Here is a 20,032-nt window from a genome sequence, read left to right as displayed (position 1 = left end):
CCGGGCCGGGGGCCCCGGTTCGGCTGGCCGAACCGGTGCCCCCCCCAGTCAGGCCAGGATCCGATCGGCAGCCAGCCGCAGTTCTTCCGGCACGCTCTGCCCCGGCGAACAGTGCGTCCGCGTGGCCTCGTCGATCAGAGCAGCCAGCACTCGCCTCGCTGACTGGGGGACGCGCGCGTCGCACTGCTCGATCGGCACGGTCTGCTTGAGCACCAACAGTTGGCGGACTTCCTCGATGGTGCGGCGGACGGGGCCGCCGATCATCGTGACGGCCACGACGTAGGGGATGCCGTGGCTTTCCAGATAGTCGATGTGCGGGAAGGCGTCAGCCAACCGGCCGGAGTCGACCAGCACGATTCCGCCCAGCGCGTTCTCGGCGATGGCTTCGTATTCGGCGGTGGCCCGGAACGGATCCGGCATCCCGAACAAGCGGAGGGATACCTCGGCGGACAGGACGAGTTTTCCCAGATCGGCCTGACTCCGCTCCGGATTCTCGCCGGTGCTCAGCATTTCCGTGGAAATGGCGGCCACGAAGGCGGACTTTCCCGCCCCGCTTCCTCCCGCCACGACAATCTTGTCGCGGAAAGGCTTCACCGCCGGATGCGGCAATTGCCTGCTCCGCGTGCCGCGGTCCGGCGAGGGCGGAGCAGGGTGCTGCTCCGGTCCGTCGTGGCTGGAAGCGGTGACGAGATCGGCATGCACTTTCCGGGTGTATTCGACGAGCCGCGCGAGCTGTTCAGGCGGCTTCGAAGCCAGCCGCGCACGGAGTTGTGCCGCGTCGACCCGCAAGTGCGCTGGCCGTCGCGGTGCCGGGCGTCCCCCGGCGCGGATCAACTGCTCGATGATGTCGTCGTTCATGGCTGTCCCCCCGAGCCCTGGTGCTTCGCGCGTTCCGGCCGGGCTGTTCCGGCGTATTCGTCGAGCCGCCCGTTCGCGCGGATCAACTTGCCCGCCTTGGCCAGGAGCCGCCGGACCTGACTCCGGTGGACACCCATGACCGCGGCGGCTTCGTCCTGGGAAAGCTGGTCGACGACGACGAGAACGAGCGCTCGCCGCATGTTTTCGTCCAGCGGGGCCTCCGCTGCCGCGCGCGCCAAGTCGACCCGTTGCTCCACCGACTCGTACGGGCTGGACCACCGTTGAAGAAGCAGGTGGGCGTCCGACGGCTCGACGAGAACGCAGTGCTGCCTTCGCCGTTCCGCACGCCAGTAGTCGGCCACTTTCTTGCCCGCGATGCCGAAAAGCAGGCGGCGGAAATCGGACGGCGGGCATTCCTTGTCGTCGACGTACGCGCCGAACGCTTCGAAAGTCTCCCAGTACACCGCTTCGGCGTCGTGCACGTCGGGTATGCGCCGCCGGACGAAGCTGTGCAGTCTGTCCTGCACCTCGTCGAGCGCGAGGACCATGGCCAGCGGGTCCCGGCCGCCGTGCCCGGGCGGCGATTCGCTCTCGGTCGCGTTGGCCGGGCCGGTCACCGGCCAGTGTCTTTCGCGATGACCGTCATCGACCACCTGGCCCCGTCCGGCTCGTGTGACTGGACTTTGGCGTTCGCGCCCGCCCTCGCCGCTGTCGCCACCAGGCCGATCATGGTATCGCCGCGGCGGCGGGCGCGGGCCGAGGCGATTCTGGCCCGCAACGCGGAGTCAGCGAGCCGGATGAGCCCGGGACGGCGGACCACCACCCATTCCTCGCTGGATCCTTGCTCCCCCTGCTTGGTCATCTCCGGTCTCCTTCGCGCTCGAACCTCACGACCTCTACATCGCTCGCACCGGCGTTGCCGGGTCGCCGTCCGCGGGATTTTTCGAGACCGATTTTCGCGAGAAGGAGCACCGGTCAGGCGTCCGCGCGCTCCCGCAGCACCTTCAACGCCCGATCGGCATGCGCCGTGAAGTTCAGCTCGCTCTTGATCACGTCCAGCACCCGCCGGTCCGTCCCGATCACGAACGTCTGCCGTTTCGTGTGCAGCGGCAGGATTTTGCGCCATACGCCGAACTGCTTCGCCACCGCGCCGTCCACATCGGACAGCAGCGGATAGTCGAAGCCGTGCTTGGCGGAGAACTCGCGCTGTTTGCCGACCGCGTCCGGGCTGATGCCGACGCGCTGCGCGCCCGCTTCGGCGAATTCCGCGGCCAGGTCGCGGAAGTGGCAGCTTTCCGCGGTGCAGCCGCTCGTCATCGCGGCCGGGTAGAAGAACAGCACGACCGGGCCGTCGGCGAGGAAGTCCGACAGGGTGCGCTCCGCGCCCTGGTCGTCGGGGAGGGTGAAATCGGGGGCGAGGTCGCCAGGCTGCATCGCGGAGGGGTCCTTCCAACGGGGGGTCGAGGTCAGCGGGCGAGGGAATCCCACAGGTGCATCAGGTGGTCCAGTGCGCCGTCGATCGTCTTCGCGGGCACACCGTCGCGGGCCTCGGTGGAGATGCCCGCGACGAACATGTGGAACAGCGTTTCCAGTGCCGCCGCATCGGTATCCGGCGGAAGTTCGCCGTCGGCGACGGCGCGTTCGATACGGGCCAGGAGGTTCCGGCGCTGGATGTCCCGGTATCCGGCGAGTAGCGCGCGGACGCGGGCGTTGGCCTGGCCGGTGAGGGTGCCGGTCATGATCAGGAGGCAGCCGAGCGGGTGCGCGGAATCGGTCTGCATGGCCACAGAGGCGCGCAGGAAGCGTTCGATCGCCTCCCGGGGCGCGAGGTCTTCGTCGGCGAGATGGTCGGCCACCGTTCCGTAGCCGGACATGTAGCGCTCGACGACTCGCGCGAACAGGTCCTCTTTGGACGAAAAAGCCGCGTAGAAGCTCGCGGACGACACGCCGAGCGCCTCGCGCAGCTGCGCCAGCGAGGTCGCCTCGTACCCGTGCTCCCAGAAGACCAGCAAGGCGGATTCCAGCGCCTGGTCGAGGTCGAACGCGCGCGGCCGTCCGGTGCGCGCCATCGAATCCCTCCCCTCGTCGGCTGGTCGCCCCATGGTAAGTCGTCCGGTCCGGATGTCGGGCCGGACGTGCCCTCGGACACTTTCGGATCGATCAGTCCATATATCCGGCCGTCCGGGGGTAGCATTTCTGGCATGGTTGATCCAGAAGTAGCGGCGAGCCGGGCGAGGCTCAGCAGGCCGACGGTGTGGCTGCTGGCGGTGGTGTGCGGCTCGGCGGTGGCGAACATCTACTACGCGCAGCCGCTGCTGCCGGTGCTTTCCCGGGCCTTGGGCGTTTCCGAAGCGGCGGGCGGGCTGGTGGTCACCGCTTCGCAGATCGGTTACGCGCTCTCGCTGGCATTCCTGGTGCCGCTCGGGGACGTGCTGGAGCGGCGTGGTCTGGTCAGCTTGTTGCTCGGACTGACCGCTGTCGCCTTGCTCGGCGCGGCCGCGTCCCCGTCGCTCGGGCCGTTGCTGGCCGCGATCGCCGTCGTCGGCGTGACCTCCGCGGTCGCCCAGATCGTGGTGCCGCTGGCGGCGTCGCTGGCCGCGGATCACGAGCGCGGTTCCGTGGTGGGCACGGTCATGAGCGGACTGCTCATCGGCATCATGATCGCGCGCGTCGTCGCCGGGTTGCTCGCTCAGGTCGGCGGCTGGCAGCTGGTGTTCGTAGTCGCCGCCGTGCTGATGGCGGTGCTCGCCGTCGTCCTGCGGCTGGTGCTGGGCCGGGTTCCGGCGCCGGAGCGGACGCCGTATCCGCGGCTGCTGCGGTCGGTTCTGCACCTGGTGCGCACCGAATCGCTGCTGCGCCGGCGGATGGGACTCGCCGCCGCGGGCATGGCCGCGTTCACCATTCTCTGGACCGCGTCCTCCTTCCTGCTGGCCAATCCGCCGTACGACTACCGTCCGGCCGCCATCGGCCTGTTCGGCCTCGCCGGGGTCGCCGGGGCCGGTGCCGCGGTCGTGGCGGGACGGCTGGCGGACCAGGGCCGAGGGCGGCAGGTCGGCACTGCCGGAGTGATCCTGCTCTTGCTCAGCTGGGGAGTTCTCGCGGTCGCCGGGGCGGGCGGAGCCGTCGGCGTGACCGCGCTGATTGTCGGGATCATGGCGGTCAACCTCGCCCAGCAGTCGCTGCTGATCAGCCACCAAAGCGCGATCTACCAGCGGGCTCCGCACGCTCGGAGCCGGGTCACCACGGCGCTGATGGTCGCTTCGTTCCTCGGCAGCGCCGCCGCTTCGGCACTCACCGCAGCGCTCTACCCGCTCGTCGGATGGCTTGGCATATGCGGCCTCGGCGCCGTTGTCACCCTGGCCGGCATCGGGATCTGGATCCGTGAACTTCGCCGCCCGAGCCCTTCCGATCCGTTGCCGGCCGCGAACCAGGTGAAGGAGCACAACCATGCCTGACCTACGCAGAATCGCTGTCCTCGACGACTATCAGCGAGCAGCGCACCGGCACGCCGACTGGAGTGCGTTGCCCGACGGTGCCGAACTGACCGTGTTCACCGAGCACCTTGGCGGCCCGGCTGACGTGATGGCCGCGCTGGAACCGTTCGATGTCGTCGTGGCCATGCGCGAACGCACGGCGTTCCCAGCTCCGGTTCTGGCCGGGCTGCCGAACTTGCGCCTGCTGGTGACCACCGGTCCCGCCAACGCGGCTATCGACGTCGCCGCGGCCCGGCAACGGAAAATCGTCGTCTCGGGCACTCGCGGCGGCGGTCTGACTTCGACAGTCGAACTCACCTGGGGCTTGATCCACGCCCTCGCCCGGCGCATTCCCGCTGAGGATCGAGGCGTGCGCGACGGTGCGTGGCAACGAACCGTCGGACGAGACCTGCACGGCGCCCGCCTCGGCGTCATCGGGCTCGGCGGAGTCGGCGCGCCCGTGGCCAGGGTCGGGCTCGCCTTCGGCATGGACGTCGTGGGCTGGAGCCCGCACCTCGATCCCGAACACGCTTCCTCGCTCGGAGTCACGTCGGTCAGCAAGGAAGAACTGCTGGCCACGTCCGACATCGTGACGATCCATCTCAAGCTCTCGCCGAGCACTACCGGCCTCGTCGGCCGCGAGGAGCTGGCGCTCCTTCGTCCGGACGCGCTGCTGATCAACACTTCTCGCGGGCCGATAGCCGACGAGGACGCCCTGCTTGACGCACTGCGCGCCGGAACGATCGGCGGTGCCGGCGTGGACGTGTTCTCCACCGAGCCGATTCCGGCCAATTCGGCCTGGCGCGACGTCCCGCGCACCGTGCTCACGCCGCATCTGGGCTACGTCACGGCGGGCACCTACGACGTCTTCTACCGCGATGCGCTGGAAGCCGTCCTCGCTTTCGCCGCCGGTGCCCCGATCCGTCAACTCGAACCGTGAAAACCTGTCACACCAAGAAAGGCATGACCCCGTCGTGACCAGCGCGCAGCACAACCCCGGCCATCCAGCGGCCCGGATGCCCGGACTCTGGACCCGCACCATCGGCGAACTCACCCTGAGCTACGTCCCCGACGCCGCCGTGGCCATGATCCCGACCCGCGTCTACCCGCTTTCCACCGAAGACGATTGGCAGCGGCGCCGCACGCACACGACGCCGGGAGGCCACCTGGCCATGGGCTGCGGCGCACTGCTCGTGGAGCGAGGCCGGACCCGCCTGCTCGTCGACGCGGGCCACGGACGCATTTCCGGTGAGGAAACCGAGCACTTCCAGGACTCGTTCCACCACGTGCGGAGCCTGCCCGAGGCGCTGGCCGAACTCGGCGTCGACCCGGCCGGGCTCGAAACGGTCGCCTTCACCCACCTCCACGACGACCACAGCGGATGGGCCCGGCCCGACGCGGTCGAGGGCGAGCGAAGCCTGTTCCCGCGGGCTCGATGGGTGCTGGGCGAAGGCGAACTGGCGGGTATCGCCGCCGGGACCGGCCCGGTGCTCGCCGGCCAGGACGAACGCGCCGTCAGCGTGCCGGACTGGGAGGAGATCGCCGACGGCGTACGGGCTTGGTCCCTTCCGGGACACACCGCCGGGCACACGGCCTGGATCCTCGACACCGGCGACGGCAGGGAGATCGTGGCCTTCGGCGACGCGATGCATTCGCCGGTCCAGGTCGAGCATCCGGACTGGGAGGTCGTCCTCGACGCCGACCGGGCGGCCGCCGAACGCTCGCGCCGCCGGCTCGTCGAGTACCTGGCCGAGGACGGCGTCTTCGGCTTCGGGGTGCATTTCGCCGATCAGCAACTGGGCACTGTCGACCACTCTGGCCGGTGGCGTCCCTGGAAGGAGTGAGCGTCAGCCGGCGTGCCGGGCGATCATTTCGTCGACCTCGTCGCCGGTCGCGGACTCCGCCACGAACGAACCCCGCGCCGCCAGCACGCCTTGCTCCCGCAGGCGTTCGGCGTGCCGGTCGTCGCGCACGCCCTCCGCGCCGATGCGCAGGCCCAGCTCCTTCGCCCGGGTGACGAGCTGCGACAGATGCCGCACGTCGGTGTCGGCCGGGTCGTCCCCGGCCAGCGCGTCGACGACCGGGCCGCTGAGGATCACGTGCTTGACCGGGAGCTGGTAGCGCGGGATGAGTTCCAGGTCGGACGAGCCGGAGATGGTGAGCACGAGCTGCGCCCCGAGGTCGGCGAGCACGGTGAACGAATCCAGCACGTCGCCCTTCTCGTCGAACATCGACGAGCGGTCGGTGCACAGCCGCAGCGCCCGTGCGGGCAGGCGGTGCCGGTCGAGCTGGTTCTTCACCAGCATCACCAGGTCCTGGTCGATGGCCAGCCGCTTCGGCAGCCGGATGCACACGTCGGGCGCGGCGGGGCCGTACTGCTCGCGCCAGCGCGCGGTGGCGCCGAGCGATTCCTGCAGCAGCCATTTGCCGAGCGGCACGGTCATCCCGGTGGTCTGCGCGAGCGGGTAGAACTCCTCGGGGCCGAGTTCGCCGCGTTCGGGGTGGCTCCAGAGCAGCCCGGCGTTGACCGCGGCGATCTCGTCCGGCTTCGCAAGTTTGACCGTCGGCTGGTAGATCAGCGAGAACTCGCCGTTCTCCAGCGCACCGGCGATCACCGCGCCGAGCTGGTAGCGGCCGCGGTTCTCGTCGTCGCGCTGCGGGTCGTACTCCATCCACTGCGCCTTGCCCTCTTCTTTGGCCCGGTGCAGTGCCAGTTCGGCCGCGCGCAGCAGTTCGCTGTGGCTGCTTTCGTTCGCCGGGCGCACGACGATCCCGATGCTCGCGCTGACGCCGATGCCGTGTCCTTCGACGTACACCGGCTCGCTGAGTTCCTCCAGCACCTGGTCGGCCAGCACGACCGTCTTCTGAGAGTTCAGCCCCGGCCCGCGCAGGATCACGGCGAATCCGTCGCCGGACAGCCGGGCGACATACCCGTCGTACTGGCCGGCGAACACCGCCTCCAGCTTCCGCGAGACCGCCTTGAGCACCAGATCTCCCAGGCCGGTGCCCAGGCCGTCGTTGATCACCTTGAACCCGTCGATGTCCAGGTACAGCAAGGCGATCTCGGCGGAGCCGCTCGAGCCGAGCACGGTTTCCAGCTGGGCGGTGAACGCGGCGCTGTTGGGCAGTCCGGTGAGCGGATCGTGCAGGTTCTGGTGGCGCAGCCGTTCGCCGAGCAGGTGCAGGTCGTCCGCGTCGGACGCCATGACCACCGGGAAGTACGTCCCGGGCCGGTCGCCGGGAAGGCAGGTGATCGTGACGTTCGTGGTGAGCCCGCCGTCGCGGCTGTGGTCGAGGTGCACGGCGCGGACGGTCCGGCGGGTGTCGGCGGCGAGCGGCAGCCCGTCGAGCGCGTTGCGCAGCCGCTCGGCGTCCTGCGGACCGGCGGCCAGTTCGGCGATGTGCTTGTCCCGCAACTCGTTCGTGTCCGTGCCGAGCAGCCGGGCCAGCGCGGCGTTCGCCTCGACGACGGTCCCGTCCGGGCCGGTGAGCGCGATGCCGATCGGCGCGGCGGAGAACAGCGCGGTGAACCGCCGCGTGGCGCCCGTGTCTTCGGCACGCGCGGCGACCTCGCCGGCGAAGGCGAGCAGCATCCGCTCCACCTCGGCGGGAGGGAGCGTTACTCCGTTGGTGTCAGTCAGCGTCGCCGCGTACTTGCGCGCGACGTCGACCAACCCTGGCATGGCACCAGGCTCCGGCACACTCCACCTCTTCATACGCGGACAAAGACCAGCTCAGACCCGGTGCGGAGGATCCGAGGACCCACACTGGGTACGAGTTGGCCGCGAGTGATGCCACGGCATCACGGACCAAACAGGGTGTCTACCGGCTGAACGAGTGATGGGCACTACACAACTGGTGACATCAAGTCACCTTGAGTACACGAAGGTGGCCTGTACTGCAGTTTTGTCTCCAGCTGTCGACCTTTCCGTCCCGCTCGGCGGCCGTCAACGATAGGCCAACCGGGCAGGCAGTCCGTCGGCGGGCACCGGAAGCGAGACGTAATCCCACTTGGCCACGTAGTCCTCGGGCACCGACCAGCGGTGCGCCCGCAGCAGCTCGTGCATGAGCGCTTTCACCTCCAGGCCGCCGAACTGCAGCCCGATGCACTTGTGCGCGCCGCCGCCGAACGGCATCCAGGCGAACCGGTGCGATTTGTCCTCGCGGCGGCCCGGACCGAACCGCTCCGGGTCGAACCGCAGCGGATCGGTCCAGTGCTCGGGGGAGTAGTGGTTCAGCGTCGGCGAAACCCCGACCAACGTGCCTTCCGGCAGGTAATGGCCGAGGACCGCAGTGTCCTTTGTGGTCTTTCGCGCCAGCGACGGCACCGGCGCGCGCAGCCGCAGCGCCTCCTTCATCACCAGGTCCAGCGTTTCCAGGCTCTCCAGCGCTTCGAGGTCCGGCAGCTCGTCGCCGAGGCGCAGCGACTCCTCGCGGGCGCGGTCCTGCCATTCCGGGTGCTTCGCCAGGTAGTAGGCCATCGCGCTGGCGGTGATCGTGGTCGTGTCGTGCGCGGCCATCATCAGGAAGATCATGTGGTTGACGATGTCGGCGTCGCTGAACCGGTCGCCGTCCTCGGAGACCGCGTGGCAAAGCGCGGAGAACAGATCGTCGCCGTCCGCGTCGCGCTTCGCCGCCAGGTTCTCGCAGAAATAGCGCTCCAGCGTCCTCCTGCCGCGCAAACCCGCGGCCCAGCGGCCGCCAGGCACCGGATACCGCACGACGGCGGTACCGGCGCGCACAGCGGCCACGAACGCACGGTTGATGCGAGCGGCGTCAGCGGCGGAGCGCATGCCCATGAAAACCTGGGTCGCGACGTCCAGCGTCAGCTGTTTGAACGCCCAGTACAGCTGGGGCCGGCCGGACGGCAGCGCGGCGACGCCTTCGCGAAGCGCCGGGCCCATCTGCGCGACGTAACCGCGGAGCCGGTCGCGGGTGAACGCTTCCTGCATGATCCGCCGGTGCAGGTGGTGCTCGCCGAAATCGAGCAGCATGAGCCCGCGCTCGAAGAACCGCTCGATGAAGAACTTCCAGCCCTCCTGGGAAAACGCCTTGTCCTTGTTCACGAGCGCGGCCTGGGTCGCCTCCGGCCCGGACAGCGACACGATCCGCTGGCCGAACACGCCCATCCACGACACCGGGCCGTACTGCTCGAAGCGGCGCAGGCTGAAGTCGAGGCCGAACCGCATCCCGTCGAGCGTGTGGCCGATCAGCGGCGGCCCGTCGTCGCCGAGCACGGGTTTCAGCCCGCTGCCCGCCGGCGGCGCGGCGAGTTCGCGGACCGGCCAGCGCGCGCCGAGCCAGCGTTCGTCCACCTTGCGCGGCAACGGGATCGCGGTCAGCGGCGGCATCCGCCCGCGCAGGTTCTCCGAGAGCCGGGTGACGCCGTCGCTCCCGGCGTGCGCGACCCGCCCGAGCGCGCCGCGCGGCGCGGGGATTCCCGTCTTTCCGGTCACGTCCGCCATGGCGACCACCTCCCGGCCAGGGTATCGGCCGCCTCCACGGTCCCCTGTTATTGACGCTGTGACAATACTTGCGGGCGTGCCGTTCGGGTGATCCTCGGGCCGGTGCCGGGCGGCTGGCCGCGCCGCCCGGCACCGGTGGGGTCAGCGAGGTTCGGCGCGCAGTTCCCGGGCCGCGCCGACGAGATGCCGCAGCGCGGGCTCGACCTCGGCGTAGCCACGGGTCTTGAGGCCGCAGTCCGGGTTGATCCACAGCCGCTCCGCCGGAACCGCGCCGAGCGCCGTGCGCACCAAACCGGCCACCTCGTCGCGGTCCGGCACGCGCGGCGAGTGGATGTCGTACACCCCGGGCCCGACGCCGCGGCCGAAGCCCGCTTCGTTCAGGTCGGCGAGCACCTCCATCTTCGAGCGGGCGGCCTCGATGCTGGTGACGTCGGCGTCGAGGGCGTCGATCGCGGGCAGCACGTCGCCGAACTCCGAATAGCACATGTGCGTGTGGATCTGCGTGGTTTCCGCGACGCCCGAGGTGGCCAGCCGGAACGCGGGCACCGCCCAGTCGAAGTACGCCTCGCGGTCCGCCGCGCGCAGCGGAAGCAGTTCGCGCAGCGCGGGTTCGTCGACCTGCACGATGCGGATCCCGGCCGCCTCCAGGTCCGCGACCTCGTCCCGGACGGCCAGCGCGACCTGGCGCGCCGTGTCGGCCAGCGGCTGGTCGTCGCGGACGAACGACCAGGCGAGGATTGTGACCGGGCCGGTCAGCATGCCCTTCACCGGACGGTCGGTGCGGCTTTGCGCGTACTTCGCCCATTCGACGGTCATCGGCTTCGGCCGGGAGACGTCGCCGAACAGGATGGGTGGCCGGACGCAACGGGATCCGTACGACTGGACCCAGCCGGATGTGGTCGCGGCGAATCCGGTCAGCTGTTCGGCGAAGTACTGGACCATGTCGTTGCGTTCGGGCTCGCCGTGCACGAGGACGTCTAGGCCGAGGTCTTCCTGGAGTCGAATTACGCGCTCGATCTCGGCGCGCATCGCGGTGCGGTAGCCGGTGTCGTCGAGCTTGCCCGCACGGTGTGCGGCTCGGGCTCGGCGTACTTCGCCGGTCTGCGGGAAGGAGCCGATCGTGGTGGTCGGCAGTGGGGGCAGGTTCAGGGCTTTCTGTTGTGCCGCAGCGCGTTTCTCGTACGGCGGGCGGATGGTGTCTTGCGGGCGGAGTGTTGCGATGCGGGCTCGGACGTCGGCGTCGTGTAGCTCCGCGGCCTGGGCCCGGTCGGCGATGGCGGCACGCGCGGGGGCGAGATCCACGTCCTCGCCGCGGAGGGCTCGGTCGAGCAGGACGACCTCGTCTACCTTTTGGCGTGCGAAGGCGAGCCAGGTCTTTAGCCTTGGGTTGAGGGTTGTCTCTGCTTCCACGTCGTAGGGGACGTGCAGCAGTGAGCACGACGTCGATACGCTCACGTGTGCTGCGGTGTTTTTCAGGCGCGCTGCGCGGGCGAGTGCGACACCGGGGTCGGTGCGCCAGACGTTTCGGCCGTCTACGACTCCGGCGAGGACTTCCTTGTCTCGCAATGCTCCTTCCGCTGCTACTTTGTCTACAAAGGACTCGTCGGTGACCAGGTCCACGGCGAGCGCTTCGATGGGGGAGCGGGCCAGTACGCCCAGTGCTCGGCCGAGGCCGCCGAAGTATCCGGCTGCCAGGAGCTTCGGTCGGTGCTTTTCTTTGGCCAGCAGGTGGTATGCGCGGGTGAGGGCGTTGAGTTCAGCGGTGGTCCGGTCCGCTGCGAAGGCTGGTTCGTCCAGTTGTACCCATTCGACGCCCTCGTCGGCCAGTTTGCTCAGCAGGTCGGTGTAGGCGGGTAGCAGTTCGTCCAGCAGTTCCAGTGGGGCGAATCCGGGGTCGGTCGGCTTGGCCAGCAAGAGGAAGGTGACCGGTCCGACTAGCACCGGGCGTGGGGTGATTCCGAGTGCGCGGGCTTCGCGGACCTCGTCGATCGGGGTGGTGCCGGTGAGGGCGAATCGGGAGTCTGGGGCTAGTTCCGGGACTAGGTAGTGGTAGTTGGTGTCGAACCACTTCGTCATTTCTAGCGCCGGGGCATCTGGGACTCCGCGTGCGGCGGCGAAGTAGGTGTCCAGGGGTGACAGGCCCAGCCGGGTGAAGCGTTCCGGTAGCGCGCCGAAGAGTGCGGTGGTGTCCAGCATGTGGTCGTAGAGCGAGAAGGTGCTGGACGGGATTGAGTTGAGGCCTTGGGCGCGCAGGGTTGTCCAGGTCTGTTCGCGGAGTCGGCGGCCGGTGGTCAAGAGGGCTTGTTCGGTGCTCTTGTTTGCCCAGTAGGACTCGAGTGCTCGTTTCAGTTCTCGGGATGGGCCGATTCGCGGGTAGCCAAGAACGGTGGTGCCGAGGGGGTTCACAGCATGCATCCTCACGTGCTCGCCGGAAGAGTCCGGGCACGCGGAAAGCCGTGCTTCGGTCGGTGCCTTGTCCCGCGAGGCCCGGACTCACGCACGCCGTCGGCGTGCGTGCCATTGGCAGGTATTCGGACTCGTGGGCGTATCGCTCGTGCCTACCGGCTGTCGCTTCCCGGGCGGGGCGCCCAGTGCTTTACCGCGTTCGCGGTGACAGCTTTCGTTCCCACATACCGCTGCGGGGCAGTCCCGGATTCGCACCGGGTTCCCTGTTGCCTCGCCGGGACGCGGGTGCGTCCTGGCGAACCAGTGGCGTGGGCGAGTCTAGCGGGTCTGGGGCTAGCCGGGAGCGTCGGAAGGCGTCCGTCGTCCTGCGGCGGACGTCGCGGTCAGTGAGCGCGGTGGCAGGCCATGCTGAGCTGGCAGGCGCGATCGCCGACGCGAGAGCTGCCGGGACGCAAGTATGCGAGATGAGCGGAGCTGATGTTTTTGGCGCTCTGTCCGTTAATGTCTGATCATTTCTCACTGCCGAGTCGCATTTACTGCTTATTTTTCAGTCTCTTCCGGGGAATGGCTGAGCACGTCAGGGCGTAGCGATTTTCTGAATTGTCACCCGGTCGGCGGTTCCTTGCGTGCAGCAGGCGGTAGAGACTGCGGAGTTGTTGGTGGGCAACTAATATTCGGGTGTTGCAGGGGTTCTTTGCATGGTTAAAGTTGGCGGGTGCACGACTGTGAAAGGAGGGGTGATGCGAAGACTTTCTCATGTCGGATCATTTTCTGCGGTTGTGGTTCTTATTTCTTCGACATTCGCGGCGGGTGCCAGTCAGGCAAGCGCGGCCAGTCAGCCGGCCTGCACGATTTCTGACCACTGCTACGCTGTGGGTTTTATTGGGTCCAAGCAGCGGCCGTTGTGGATGAACGGAGTCGGTTCAGATCTGGTGGTTGGCTGTCTTCACGTGGACAACCGAGACGCTGAGTTCGCCAACTGGGAGTCGTGGCTTCTCACCAACCTCAACAATCCGAAGCTGGACACCTGGGTTGAAGCGGGAATGACCGCGGGCACACTGTACAGTTCCCCGCGGCACGAGAAAGGATTTCTGTGGTACTGGGCCGATCAGCGGCCAGGGGTGCCGTACCGGGAGTTCTACATCAAGTCCGCGCACGAGCTCGCCAGCGAGAACGTGACCTTCAGCTGGGTTCCCGGCAGTCCCAACTGGGAGATTCGTCAGAACGGGGATCTTGTCGGCATTTCCGAAGGCAATGGGGCATTCGGCGGCCAGGCGTATAATGGGCTCGAGGTAACGGTTCCCAGCGCCCGGATTTTCGCCAACTCGGCAAAATTTCAATACCAAGATACCGGCAACAAGTGGCATCCCGCTGATGCGGAACTGGTCAATCAACGACCCGATCTGTTCCTTATGTACACAAACGGGCAAAACATCACGGGCGCAACGCGCAAGCCCTGTGCCGACAGGACGGAGAAGATGTCTGCTGAAAGCGACGCCGCACCGCCTACTCCCGCCGACCTGCTGGGGACGGCGAAGAGGCTGGCTGCCGCGAATGACGAGGACAACCCGGCCAGTATTCGATATGTGAGAACTGACCGCAATACGCTCAAGCATATTGACGGAACGCAGCCCAAGGTCAACGATCCAGTGTACTTGATTCAAATGACCGGAAACTTCGTCGGGCACGCCGCCAAGGTGCCCCCGGGCAGCAAGGCTCCCAGGGGAAACGTGCTCACCGTCACTGTAGACGCGAAATCCGGGCACATGCTGGGTTGGTCGATCCTGGCGGAGCCGCACGACCTTGCGACGTTTGGAACGGTGTCGGCACTGCAGTGATGAAGCGGGCTGGCCGCGGCCGGTCTGGTATTGCCGGGCAAACGAACTCGGCCACGCCTTGGCAGGCGTGGCCGAGTTTCAGGGGGTGTCTCTGGGTGGGATCAGTCCCAGTCGAGTGCGCCGCCGGACTGGTATTCGATGACGCGGGTTTCGAAGAAGTTCTTTTCCTTCTTCAGGTCCATCGCTTCCGACATCCACGGGAAGGGGTTCTCGTTCTCGCCGTAGATCGGGGACAGGCCGATCTGCTGGGCGCGCCGGTCGGTGATGAAGTGCATGTACTGCTCGCACAGGTCGGCCGACAGGCCGAGCATGCCACGCGGCATGGTGTCGCGGGCGTACTTCACTTCCAGTTCGCACGCTTCCTGCAGCATGCCGCGCACCTCGGCCTGGAATTCCTCGGTCCACAGGTGCGGGTTCTCGATCTTGATCTGGTTGATGCAGTCGATGCCGAAGTTCAGGTGGATCGACTCGTCGCGCAGGATGTACTGGTACTGCTCGGCGATGCCGACCATCTTGTTCCGCCGGCCCAGCGACAGGATCTGCGCGAAACCGGTGTAGAACCACATGCCCTCGAAGATCACGTAGAACGCCACGAGGTCGCGCAGGAACGCCTGGTCGGCTTCCGGCGTGCCGGTCTCGAAGTCCGGGTTCTCCAGGTTCTGTGTGTACTTCAGCGCCCACGCGTCCTTGTCCGAAATGGACGGGACCTCGCGGTACATGTTGAACAGCTCGCCCTCGACCAGGCCGAGGCTCTCGCAGATGTACTGGAAGGTGTGCGTGTGCACGGCCTCCTCGAAGGCCTGGCGCAGCAGGTACTGGCGGCACTCCGGGTTGGTGATCTGCCGGTACACCGCGAGCACGATGTTGTTGGCCACCAAGGACTCCGCCGTGGCGAAGAAGCCGAGGTTGCGCTTGAGCATCTGCCGCTCGTCCTCGGTGAGGCCGTCCGGCGACTTCCACAACGCGATATCGGCCTGCATCGCGACCTCGGTCGGCATCCAGTGGTTGTTGCACGCCGCGAGGTACTTGTCCCAGGCCCACCGGTACTTCATCGGCAGCAGCTGGTTGACGTCGGCGCGCGCGTTGATCATGCGCTTGTCGTCGACGTTGATCCGGGCCGCGCCGACCTCGATCTCGCCGAGGCCGGTCGCGTCCGTCGTTTCCACGTTGGTCATGGTTCAGGGGTTCCTTACTGGCAGGCTTCGCAGTCGGGGTCGTCGATCCGGCAGGCAGCGCCCTCGGTGGCGACGAAGTCGACGTCGGTCTTCGGCATCTCCTTCGGCTCCGCCGGGACGGCCGCGGCGGGCGACGGCGACGGCGCGGGGGAGGCGGCCGGAACCGCCGCGGACGGCGAAGGCGACGGTGCCGCGGAAGGCGCGGCGGCCGGGGCGGCGGCAGCCGGAGCGGCCGGGGCGGGAGTGGCGGAGACGGCGTTCAGCTTGCCGTCGGTGCCGCGCAGGGTGCTCTTCTCCACGTGCGTCGCGGACTGCGCCCGCAGGTAGTACGTGGTCTTGAGGCCCTTGTGCCAGGCGTAGCGGTACAGCTCGTCGAGCTTGCGCCCGCTCGGAGCCGCGATGTACAGGTTCAGCGACTGCGCCTGGTCGATCCACTTCTGCCGCACCGAACCGGCGTCCACGATCCACTTCGACTCGATCTCGAAGGCGGTCGCGTACAGCGCCTTGAGGTCGTCCGGAACGCGGTCGATCTGGCCGAGGCTGCCGTCGAAGTACTTCAGGTCGCTGACCATGACCTCGTCCCACAGGCCGCGCGCCTTGAGGCTCTTGACCAGATGCGGGTTCACCACCGTGAAGTCGCCGGACATGTTCGACTTGACGTACAGGTTCTGGAACAGCGGCTCGATCGACTGGCCGACGCCGGAGATGTTGGAGATCGTCGCGGTCGGCGCGATCGCCATCACGTTGGAGTTGCGCATGCCGACGGTCTTGACGCGCTCGCGCAGCGGGGCCCAGTCCAGCGTCGTGGAGGTGTCCACGTCGAGGCCGTCGCCCTGGCGGGCGTCGATCAGCAGCTGCATCGAGTCGATCGGCAGGATTCCCTTGCTCCACAAGGAACCCTCGAACGTCTGGTACTGGCCGCGCTCCTGTGCGAGGTCGGTCGAGGCCGAGATCGCGTAGTAGGAGAGGTGCTCCATCGAGACGTCGGCGAACTTCACCGCTTCCTTCGACGCGAACGGCACGCCCAGTTCGAACAGCGCGTCCTGGAAGCCCATGATGCCCAGGCCGACCGGACGGTGGCGCAGGTTGGAACGGCGCGCCTCCGGGATCGTGTAGAAGTTGATGTCGATCACGTTGTCGAGCATGCGAACCGCGGTGCGCACGGTCTTCTCGAGCCGCTCGGTGTCCAGCCCGGAAGGCGTGACGTGCTTGAGCAGGTTCACCGAGCCGAGGTTGCAGACCGCGACCTCTTCGGTGTTCGTGTTCAGCGTGATCTCGGTGCACAGGTTGGAGGAGTGCACGACGCCCACGTGCTGCTGCGGCGAACGCAGGTTGCACGGGTCCTTGAAGGTGATCCACGGGTGGCCGGTCTCGAACAGCATGGTCAGCATCCGCCGCCACAGCTCGACCGCGCGGACCTTGCGGAACACCTTGATCTCGCCGCGCGCGGCGGCGGCCTCGTACTCGCGGTAGCGCTGCGCGAACGCGTTGCCGTAGAGGTCGTGCAGGTCCGGCGTCTCGTTCGGCGAGAACAGCGTCCACTCGGCGTTCGCCTCGACGCGGCGCAGGAACTCGTCCGGGACCCAGTTGGCGGTGTTCATGTCGTGCGTGCGCCGCCGGTCGTCGCCGGTGTTCTTGCGCAGGTCGAGGAATTCCTCGATGTCGACGTGCCAGGTCTCCAGGTACGCGCAGGCCGCGCCCTTGCGCTTGCCGCCCTGGTTGACCGCGACCGCGGTGTCGTTGGCGATCTTCAGGAACGGCACGACGCCCTGGGACTGGCCGTTGGTGCCCTTGATGTGCGCGCCGAGGCCGCGGACCGGGGTCCAGTCGTTGCCGAGGCCGCCGGAGTACTTGGCCAGCAGCGCGTTGTTCTTGTACGCCTGGAAAATCGAGTCCAGGTCGTCGTCCACCGTGGTCAGGAAGCAGGACGACAGCTGGGCGCGGTTGGTGCCGCTGTTGAACAGCGTCGGGGTGGACGCCATGAAGTGGAACGTCGACAGCAGTTCGTAGAACTCGATGGCGCGGGCTTCGCGGTTGTCCTCGCGGATCGCCAGGCCCATCGCGACGCGCATGAAGAACGCCTGCGGCAGCTCGAACCGCACGCCGTTGTGGTGCTGGAAGTACCGGTCGTACAGCGTCTGCAGGCCGAGGAAGCCGAAGTCGAGGTCGCGCTCGGCGTGAATGGCGGCGGTGATCTTGTCCAGGTCGAACGTGGTCAGCTCGGCGTCGACCAGTTCGAGTTCGACGGCGCGGCGCAAATAGGCGCGGAAGTACGCGGGGTACTCGCTCGCCATCTCGTCCTGGCTGGCCTGGCGCGGGGTGCCGGCGAGGTAGCTCAGCGCTTCGCCGCGCAGCTTGTCCAGCAGCAGCCGGGCGGACACGAACGAATAGTTCGGCTCCTGCTCGACGAGCACGCGCGCGGCCATGATCTGCGCGAGCGCCAGTTCGTCGGCGGTGATGCCGTCGTAAAGGTTGCGCTTGGCCTCGGCCAGCACCGGTTCGGCGGAGACGTCCTCAAGCCCGGCGACGGCCTCGCCGACGACGTGCGAGACGCGCGCCCAGTCGAGCGGGCGCAGCGATCCGTCGGCGCCCTTGACGCTCAGCGCGACCTCGGCGTGCGCGGGCGCCGCGGCCTCGCGGGCCTTCTTGCGCTCGTCGCGGTAGAGGACATAGGCGCGGGCGACCTTGTGGTGCTCTCCGCGCATCAGGGCGAGTTCGACCTGGTCCTGGATCTGCTCGATGTGCAGCGGGGTCTCCGGGCCGGTGTGGCGCAGCAGAGCCGCCTCGACCTGCCCGGTCAGCTCCGCGACCACGTGGTGCACGCGGGAGGACGCGGCGGCGTCGCCGCCCTCGACCGCGAGGAAGGCCTTGGTCAGCGCCACCGAGATCTTGCCCGCGTCGAAGGGCGAGACGCTTCCGTCCCGCCGGATGACGCGGACCGCGCTCGGGGCCCCCTCCGCCGCCGCCGACGGCGGCCGCTGACCGGTTTCCACTGACATGCGTGTCTCCAACAGTTCCTCGAAATGGGCGCGTTCGAGCGGCACACGGCCGGTCAAGGCCATGCGCTGCGGTTTCGGCGAAACAGCCCGGCCGCCCTCCTCAAGCGGTCTCCCCGTCGCTGGGGGCTGCCGGTTCCCAGAGACTACATGTTGGGGTGGGGGCTCGCACGGGCCCCAAGGTATGGCGTGTCGGTCTCACTCAGGCGGGTTACCCGATCACCGAGGGCAAGATCCGAAACGGAGCCTCGTCGCGCCCAGCGCCATGCTGGCCAAGGGCCGTTTCCCGGCCAGGAAGCCCAGCGGCCCGGCGGGGTTGACCGACCAGTCCGCGGCCGCCGCGCGCGGCTTCGCGCGCCACTCGACCGGGCTACGCAGCGGGCGGCCGCCGCGGTCCTGGGCGATCTCGAAGCGTACCGGGAGAGCGACCGGGAGCCCGAGGCGCGGGGTGAAGGCGGCGGTGGCGATCCAGTCGTCGGAGGTCGCCGCGGTGAAGGTGCGCCCGCCGGTGAAGGTGAACGCCGCGAGATCCTTCGGGATGCCCCACAGCTCGCGCCCGCCCGCGCGCGAGACCTCGCTGTCGACCCAGATGTCGGTGATCGACGCGGCGAGCCCGCGGCCGCGCACGGCGACGCAGGAGAGGAGTTCGTGGTAGCTCAGCTGACCGGACGGCAGGTAGTCGATCCAGGCGGTGAAGACCGCGGCCTGGCGGTTGAAGAGCAGCGGTTCGGCTCCGGCGGGCAGCTCGGGAAGTTCGCTGGCCGGCACTCGCCACATCGAGATGCACGCGTCGGCGGCGAGGTGCCACGGCTCGGGCGGGTACTCGGTCATTCGTTCGTCCAGGGCAGGTGCGGCGGCAGATCGCGGTCGACGCGCAAGGGGAACTCCGGCGGGCGTTTCTGGAAGAAGGAAGCGATGCCCTCGACGGCGTCGGGGTTCGAGCCCAGCTGGGAGATGAGCTTCGAGTCCACCTCGTGGACGTCGAACGGCGACGGGGCCGAGGCCATCCGGTAGAGCAACTGACGGGTGACCGCCACCGCGACGGGTGCGGTGGTCTCGGCGATCTCTGTCGCCTTGGTTTTCGCTTGCGCTAGGACGTCTTCGGGCTCGTGGATCTGGTGGACGAGCCCGGCGCGGAGCGCTTCGTCAGGTCCGAAGAGCCGTCCGCTGACCATCCAGTCGACCGCGGTGCCCATCCCGACGAGCCGGGGGAGGAACCACGCGGACGCGCCCTCGGGGTAGATCCCGCGGCGGGTGAAGACGAAGCCGAACTTGGAATCGGCCGAGGCGAACCGGTAGTCGCAGGACAGCGTGATGGTGATCCCCGCGCCGACGGACGCCCCGCGCAACGCGGCGAGCACGGGTTTGTTCATGGTGAAGATCCGCTTCGACACGCGGCCGGCTGGTTCCTGCCAGTCGTCTGGCGGGTGGTCGCCGAAGTCGAAGCCGCCGGAGGAGAGATCGGCTCCGACGGAGAAGTCCTTGCCGGTCGTCCCGAGCACGACCGCACGGACGTCCTCGTCCCGGTCGGCGCGGCCGAGGGCGTGGGCGAGTTCGTCCGCCATCCGGATCGTGTAGCCGTTGCGGGCCTCGGGGCGGTCGAGCAGGACGGTCGCGACCTTGGCGGCGACCTCGTAGGTGATCTCCGCGTAGGAGTCCATGGGAGGACGGTAGGGCGCTTGTTTTCATGGTGTCAATAGAGCGGGGCTGTGCTGGGGCGGCTCGTCGCCTGGCGGCGACATTGCCGGGGTTCTGCTTGGGGCACCCCGAAGCCCAGTGTGCTGACGGTTCGGGGGTGCTTGTCAAGGCGGGAAAGATGCC

The 20,032-nt window shown here is 68.2% G+C and carries 16 protein-coding genes and 1 riboswitch; of the genes, 4 read left to right on the top strand and 12 right to left on the bottom strand.

Annotation, left to right across the window (positions count from 1 at the left end):
- Nucleotides 1-48: 48 nt before the first annotated feature.
- The 5 genes from ACWGIC_RS40315 to ACWGIC_RS40295 form a co-directional block, all read right to left on the bottom strand.
- Entirely contained in the window at nt 49-858 is an 810-nt protein-coding gene (locus tag ACWGIC_RS40315) for a GTP-binding protein (RefSeq protein ID WP_452081219.1), read from the bottom strand.
- Nucleotides 855-1,475 (bottom strand): RNA polymerase sigma factor, encoded by a 621-nt coding sequence (locus ACWGIC_RS40310; RefSeq protein ID WP_452081218.1) that lies wholly within the window; start codon nt 1,473-1,475, stop codon nt 855-857. Before ACWGIC_RS40310 ends, ACWGIC_RS40315 begins: the two co-directional genes overlap by 4 nt.
- Nucleotides 1,472-1,720: a hypothetical protein gene (locus ACWGIC_RS40305; RefSeq protein WP_452081217.1), complete on the bottom strand. Its 249-nt coding sequence runs from the start codon at nt 1,718-1,720 to the stop codon at nt 1,472-1,474. Before ACWGIC_RS40305 ends, ACWGIC_RS40310 begins: the two co-directional genes overlap by 4 nt.
- 113 nt (nt 1,721-1,833) lie before the next feature.
- The gene (locus tag ACWGIC_RS40300) at nt 1,834-2,292 is read right to left on the bottom strand and encodes a peroxiredoxin (protein ID WP_452081216.1); all 459 of its coding nucleotides are present in this window, start codon (nt 2,290-2,292) and stop codon (nt 1,834-1,836) included.
- A gap of 32 nt (nt 2,293-2,324) precedes the next feature.
- On the bottom strand, nt 2,325-2,927 hold the full coding sequence (locus tag ACWGIC_RS40295; protein ID WP_452081215.1) for a TetR/AcrR family transcriptional regulator: 603 nt from the start codon (nt 2,925-2,927) through the stop codon (nt 2,325-2,327).
- A gap of 132 nt (nt 2,928-3,059) precedes the next feature.
- On the opposite strand from ACWGIC_RS40295, the gene ACWGIC_RS40290 reads away from it, so the two are divergent.
- From ACWGIC_RS40290 to ACWGIC_RS40280, 3 genes are read left to right on the top strand one after another with little or no spacing between them, the layout of a single operon-like run.
- A complete protein-coding gene (locus ACWGIC_RS40290; RefSeq protein ID WP_452081214.1) occupies nt 3,060-4,313 on the top strand; it encodes an MFS transporter in 1,254 nt (417 codons plus the stop codon).
- A complete protein-coding gene (locus ACWGIC_RS40285) occupies nt 4,306-5,271 on the top strand; it encodes a D-2-hydroxyacid dehydrogenase family protein (RefSeq protein WP_452081213.1) in 966 nt (321 codons plus the stop codon). Before ACWGIC_RS40290 ends, ACWGIC_RS40285 begins: the two co-directional genes overlap by 8 nt.
- A gap of 34 nt (nt 5,272-5,305) precedes the next feature.
- Entirely contained in the window at nt 5,306-6,175 is an 870-nt protein-coding gene (locus ACWGIC_RS40280; protein ID WP_452081212.1) for an MBL fold metallo-hydrolase, read from the top strand.
- A gap of 3 nt (nt 6,176-6,178) precedes the next feature.
- Here ACWGIC_RS40280 and ACWGIC_RS40275 read toward each other — a convergent pair whose 3' ends face one another.
- From ACWGIC_RS40275 to metE, 3 genes are all read right to left on the bottom strand, one after another.
- Complete coding sequence (locus ACWGIC_RS40275) at nt 6,179-8,014, bottom strand: diguanylate cyclase domain-containing protein (RefSeq protein ID WP_452081211.1); 1,836 nt, start codon at nt 8,012-8,014, stop codon at nt 6,179-6,181.
- A 264-nt stretch (nt 8,015-8,278) separates the two neighbouring features.
- Nucleotides 8,279-9,682, bottom strand: a complete 1,404-nt coding sequence (locus ACWGIC_RS40270; RefSeq protein WP_452081220.1) for a cytochrome P450 — start codon at nt 9,680-9,682, stop codon at nt 8,279-8,281.
- Nucleotides 9,683-9,937: 255 nt separating this feature from the next.
- The gene (gene metE / locus ACWGIC_RS40265; RefSeq protein WP_452081210.1) at nt 9,938-12,211 is read right to left on the bottom strand and encodes a 5-methyltetrahydropteroyltriglutamate--homocysteine S-methyltransferase; all 2,274 of its coding nucleotides are present in this window, start codon (nt 12,209-12,211) and stop codon (nt 9,938-9,940) included.
- 90 nt (nt 12,212-12,301) lie between these two features.
- Nucleotides 12,302-12,522: riboswitch (cobalamin riboswitch) on the bottom strand.
- Between the two features lie 420 nt (nt 12,523-12,942).
- Here metE and ACWGIC_RS40260 point away from each other — a divergent pair.
- Nucleotides 12,943-14,040: a hypothetical protein gene (locus ACWGIC_RS40260; RefSeq protein ID WP_452081209.1), complete on the top strand. Its 1,098-nt coding sequence runs from the start codon at nt 12,943-12,945 to the stop codon at nt 14,038-14,040.
- A gap of 101 nt (nt 14,041-14,141) precedes the next feature.
- Here ACWGIC_RS40260 and ACWGIC_RS40255 read toward each other — a convergent pair whose 3' ends face one another.
- The 4 genes from ACWGIC_RS40255 to ACWGIC_RS40240 all read right to left on the bottom strand — a co-directional run bounded on the left by ACWGIC_RS40255 (nt 14,142) and on the right by ACWGIC_RS40240 (nt 19,872).
- Nucleotides 14,142-15,215, bottom strand: a complete 1,074-nt coding sequence (locus ACWGIC_RS40255) for a ribonucleotide-diphosphate reductase subunit beta (protein WP_182896083.1) — start codon at nt 15,213-15,215, stop codon at nt 14,142-14,144.
- A 14-nt stretch (nt 15,216-15,229) separates the two neighbouring features.
- Entirely contained in the window at nt 15,230-18,214 is a 2,985-nt protein-coding gene (locus ACWGIC_RS40250; protein ID WP_452081208.1) for a ribonucleoside-diphosphate reductase subunit alpha, read from the bottom strand.
- 216 nt (nt 18,215-18,430) lie between these two features.
- Complete coding sequence (locus ACWGIC_RS40245) at nt 18,431-19,042, bottom strand: acetoacetate decarboxylase family protein (RefSeq protein ID WP_452081207.1); 612 nt, start codon at nt 19,040-19,042, stop codon at nt 18,431-18,433.
- Complete coding sequence (locus ACWGIC_RS40240; RefSeq protein WP_452081206.1) at nt 19,039-19,872, bottom strand: enoyl-CoA hydratase-related protein; 834 nt, start codon at nt 19,870-19,872, stop codon at nt 19,039-19,041. Before ACWGIC_RS40240 ends, ACWGIC_RS40245 begins: the two co-directional genes overlap by 4 nt.
- Between the last annotated feature and the right edge of the window lie 160 nt (nt 19,873-20,032).

The organism is Amycolatopsis sp. NPDC054798 (assembly GCF_053611505.1).
This window is presented reverse-complemented; position numbering and strand designations above follow the sequence as displayed.

Excerpts from the sequence above, each read along its gene's own strand:
- ACWGIC_RS40245 (WP_452081207.1), bottom strand. The coding sequence starts at position 19,042 with ATGACCGAGTACCCGCCCGAGCCGTGGCACCTCGCCGCCGACGCGTGC.
- ACWGIC_RS40275 (WP_452081211.1), bottom strand. The coding sequence starts at position 8,014 with ATGCCAGGGTTGGTCGACGTCGCGCGCAAGTACGCGGCGACGCTGACT.
- ACWGIC_RS40270 (WP_452081220.1), bottom strand. The coding sequence starts at position 9,682 with ATGCCGCCGCTGACCGCGATCCCGTTGCCGCGCAAGGTGGACGAACGC.
- ACWGIC_RS40285 (WP_452081213.1), top strand. The coding sequence starts at position 4,306 with ATGCCTGACCTACGCAGAATCGCTGTCCTCGACGACTATCAGCGAGCA.
- ACWGIC_RS40240 (WP_452081206.1), bottom strand. The coding sequence starts at position 19,872 with ATGGACTCCTACGCGGAGATCACCTACGAGGTCGCCGCCAAGGTCGCG.
- ACWGIC_RS40260 (WP_452081209.1), top strand. The coding sequence starts at position 12,943 with ATGCGAAGACTTTCTCATGTCGGATCATTTTCTGCGGTTGTGGTTCTT.
- ACWGIC_RS40250 (WP_452081208.1), bottom strand. The coding sequence starts at position 18,214 with ATGTCAGTGGAAACCGGTCAGCGGCCGCCGTCGGCGGCGGCGGAGGGG.
- ACWGIC_RS40290 (WP_452081214.1), top strand. The coding sequence starts at position 3,060 with ATGGTTGATCCAGAAGTAGCGGCGAGCCGGGCGAGGCTCAGCAGGCCG.
- ACWGIC_RS40295 (WP_452081215.1), bottom strand. The coding sequence starts at position 2,927 with ATGGCGCGCACCGGACGGCCGCGCGCGTTCGACCTCGACCAGGCGCTG.
- metE (WP_452081210.1), bottom strand. The coding sequence starts at position 12,211 with ATGCATGCTGTGAACCCCCTCGGCACCACCGTTCTTGGCTACCCGCGA.
- ACWGIC_RS40315 (WP_452081219.1), bottom strand. The coding sequence starts at position 858 with ATGAACGACGACATCATCGAGCAGTTGATCCGCGCCGGGGGACGCCCG.
- ACWGIC_RS40305 (WP_452081217.1), bottom strand. The coding sequence starts at position 1,720 with ATGACCAAGCAGGGGGAGCAAGGATCCAGCGAGGAATGGGTGGTGGTC.
- ACWGIC_RS40300 (WP_452081216.1), bottom strand. The coding sequence starts at position 2,292 with ATGCAGCCTGGCGACCTCGCCCCCGATTTCACCCTCCCCGACGACCAG.
- ACWGIC_RS40255 (WP_182896083.1), bottom strand. The coding sequence starts at position 15,215 with ATGACCAACGTGGAAACGACGGACGCGACCGGCCTCGGCGAGATCGAG.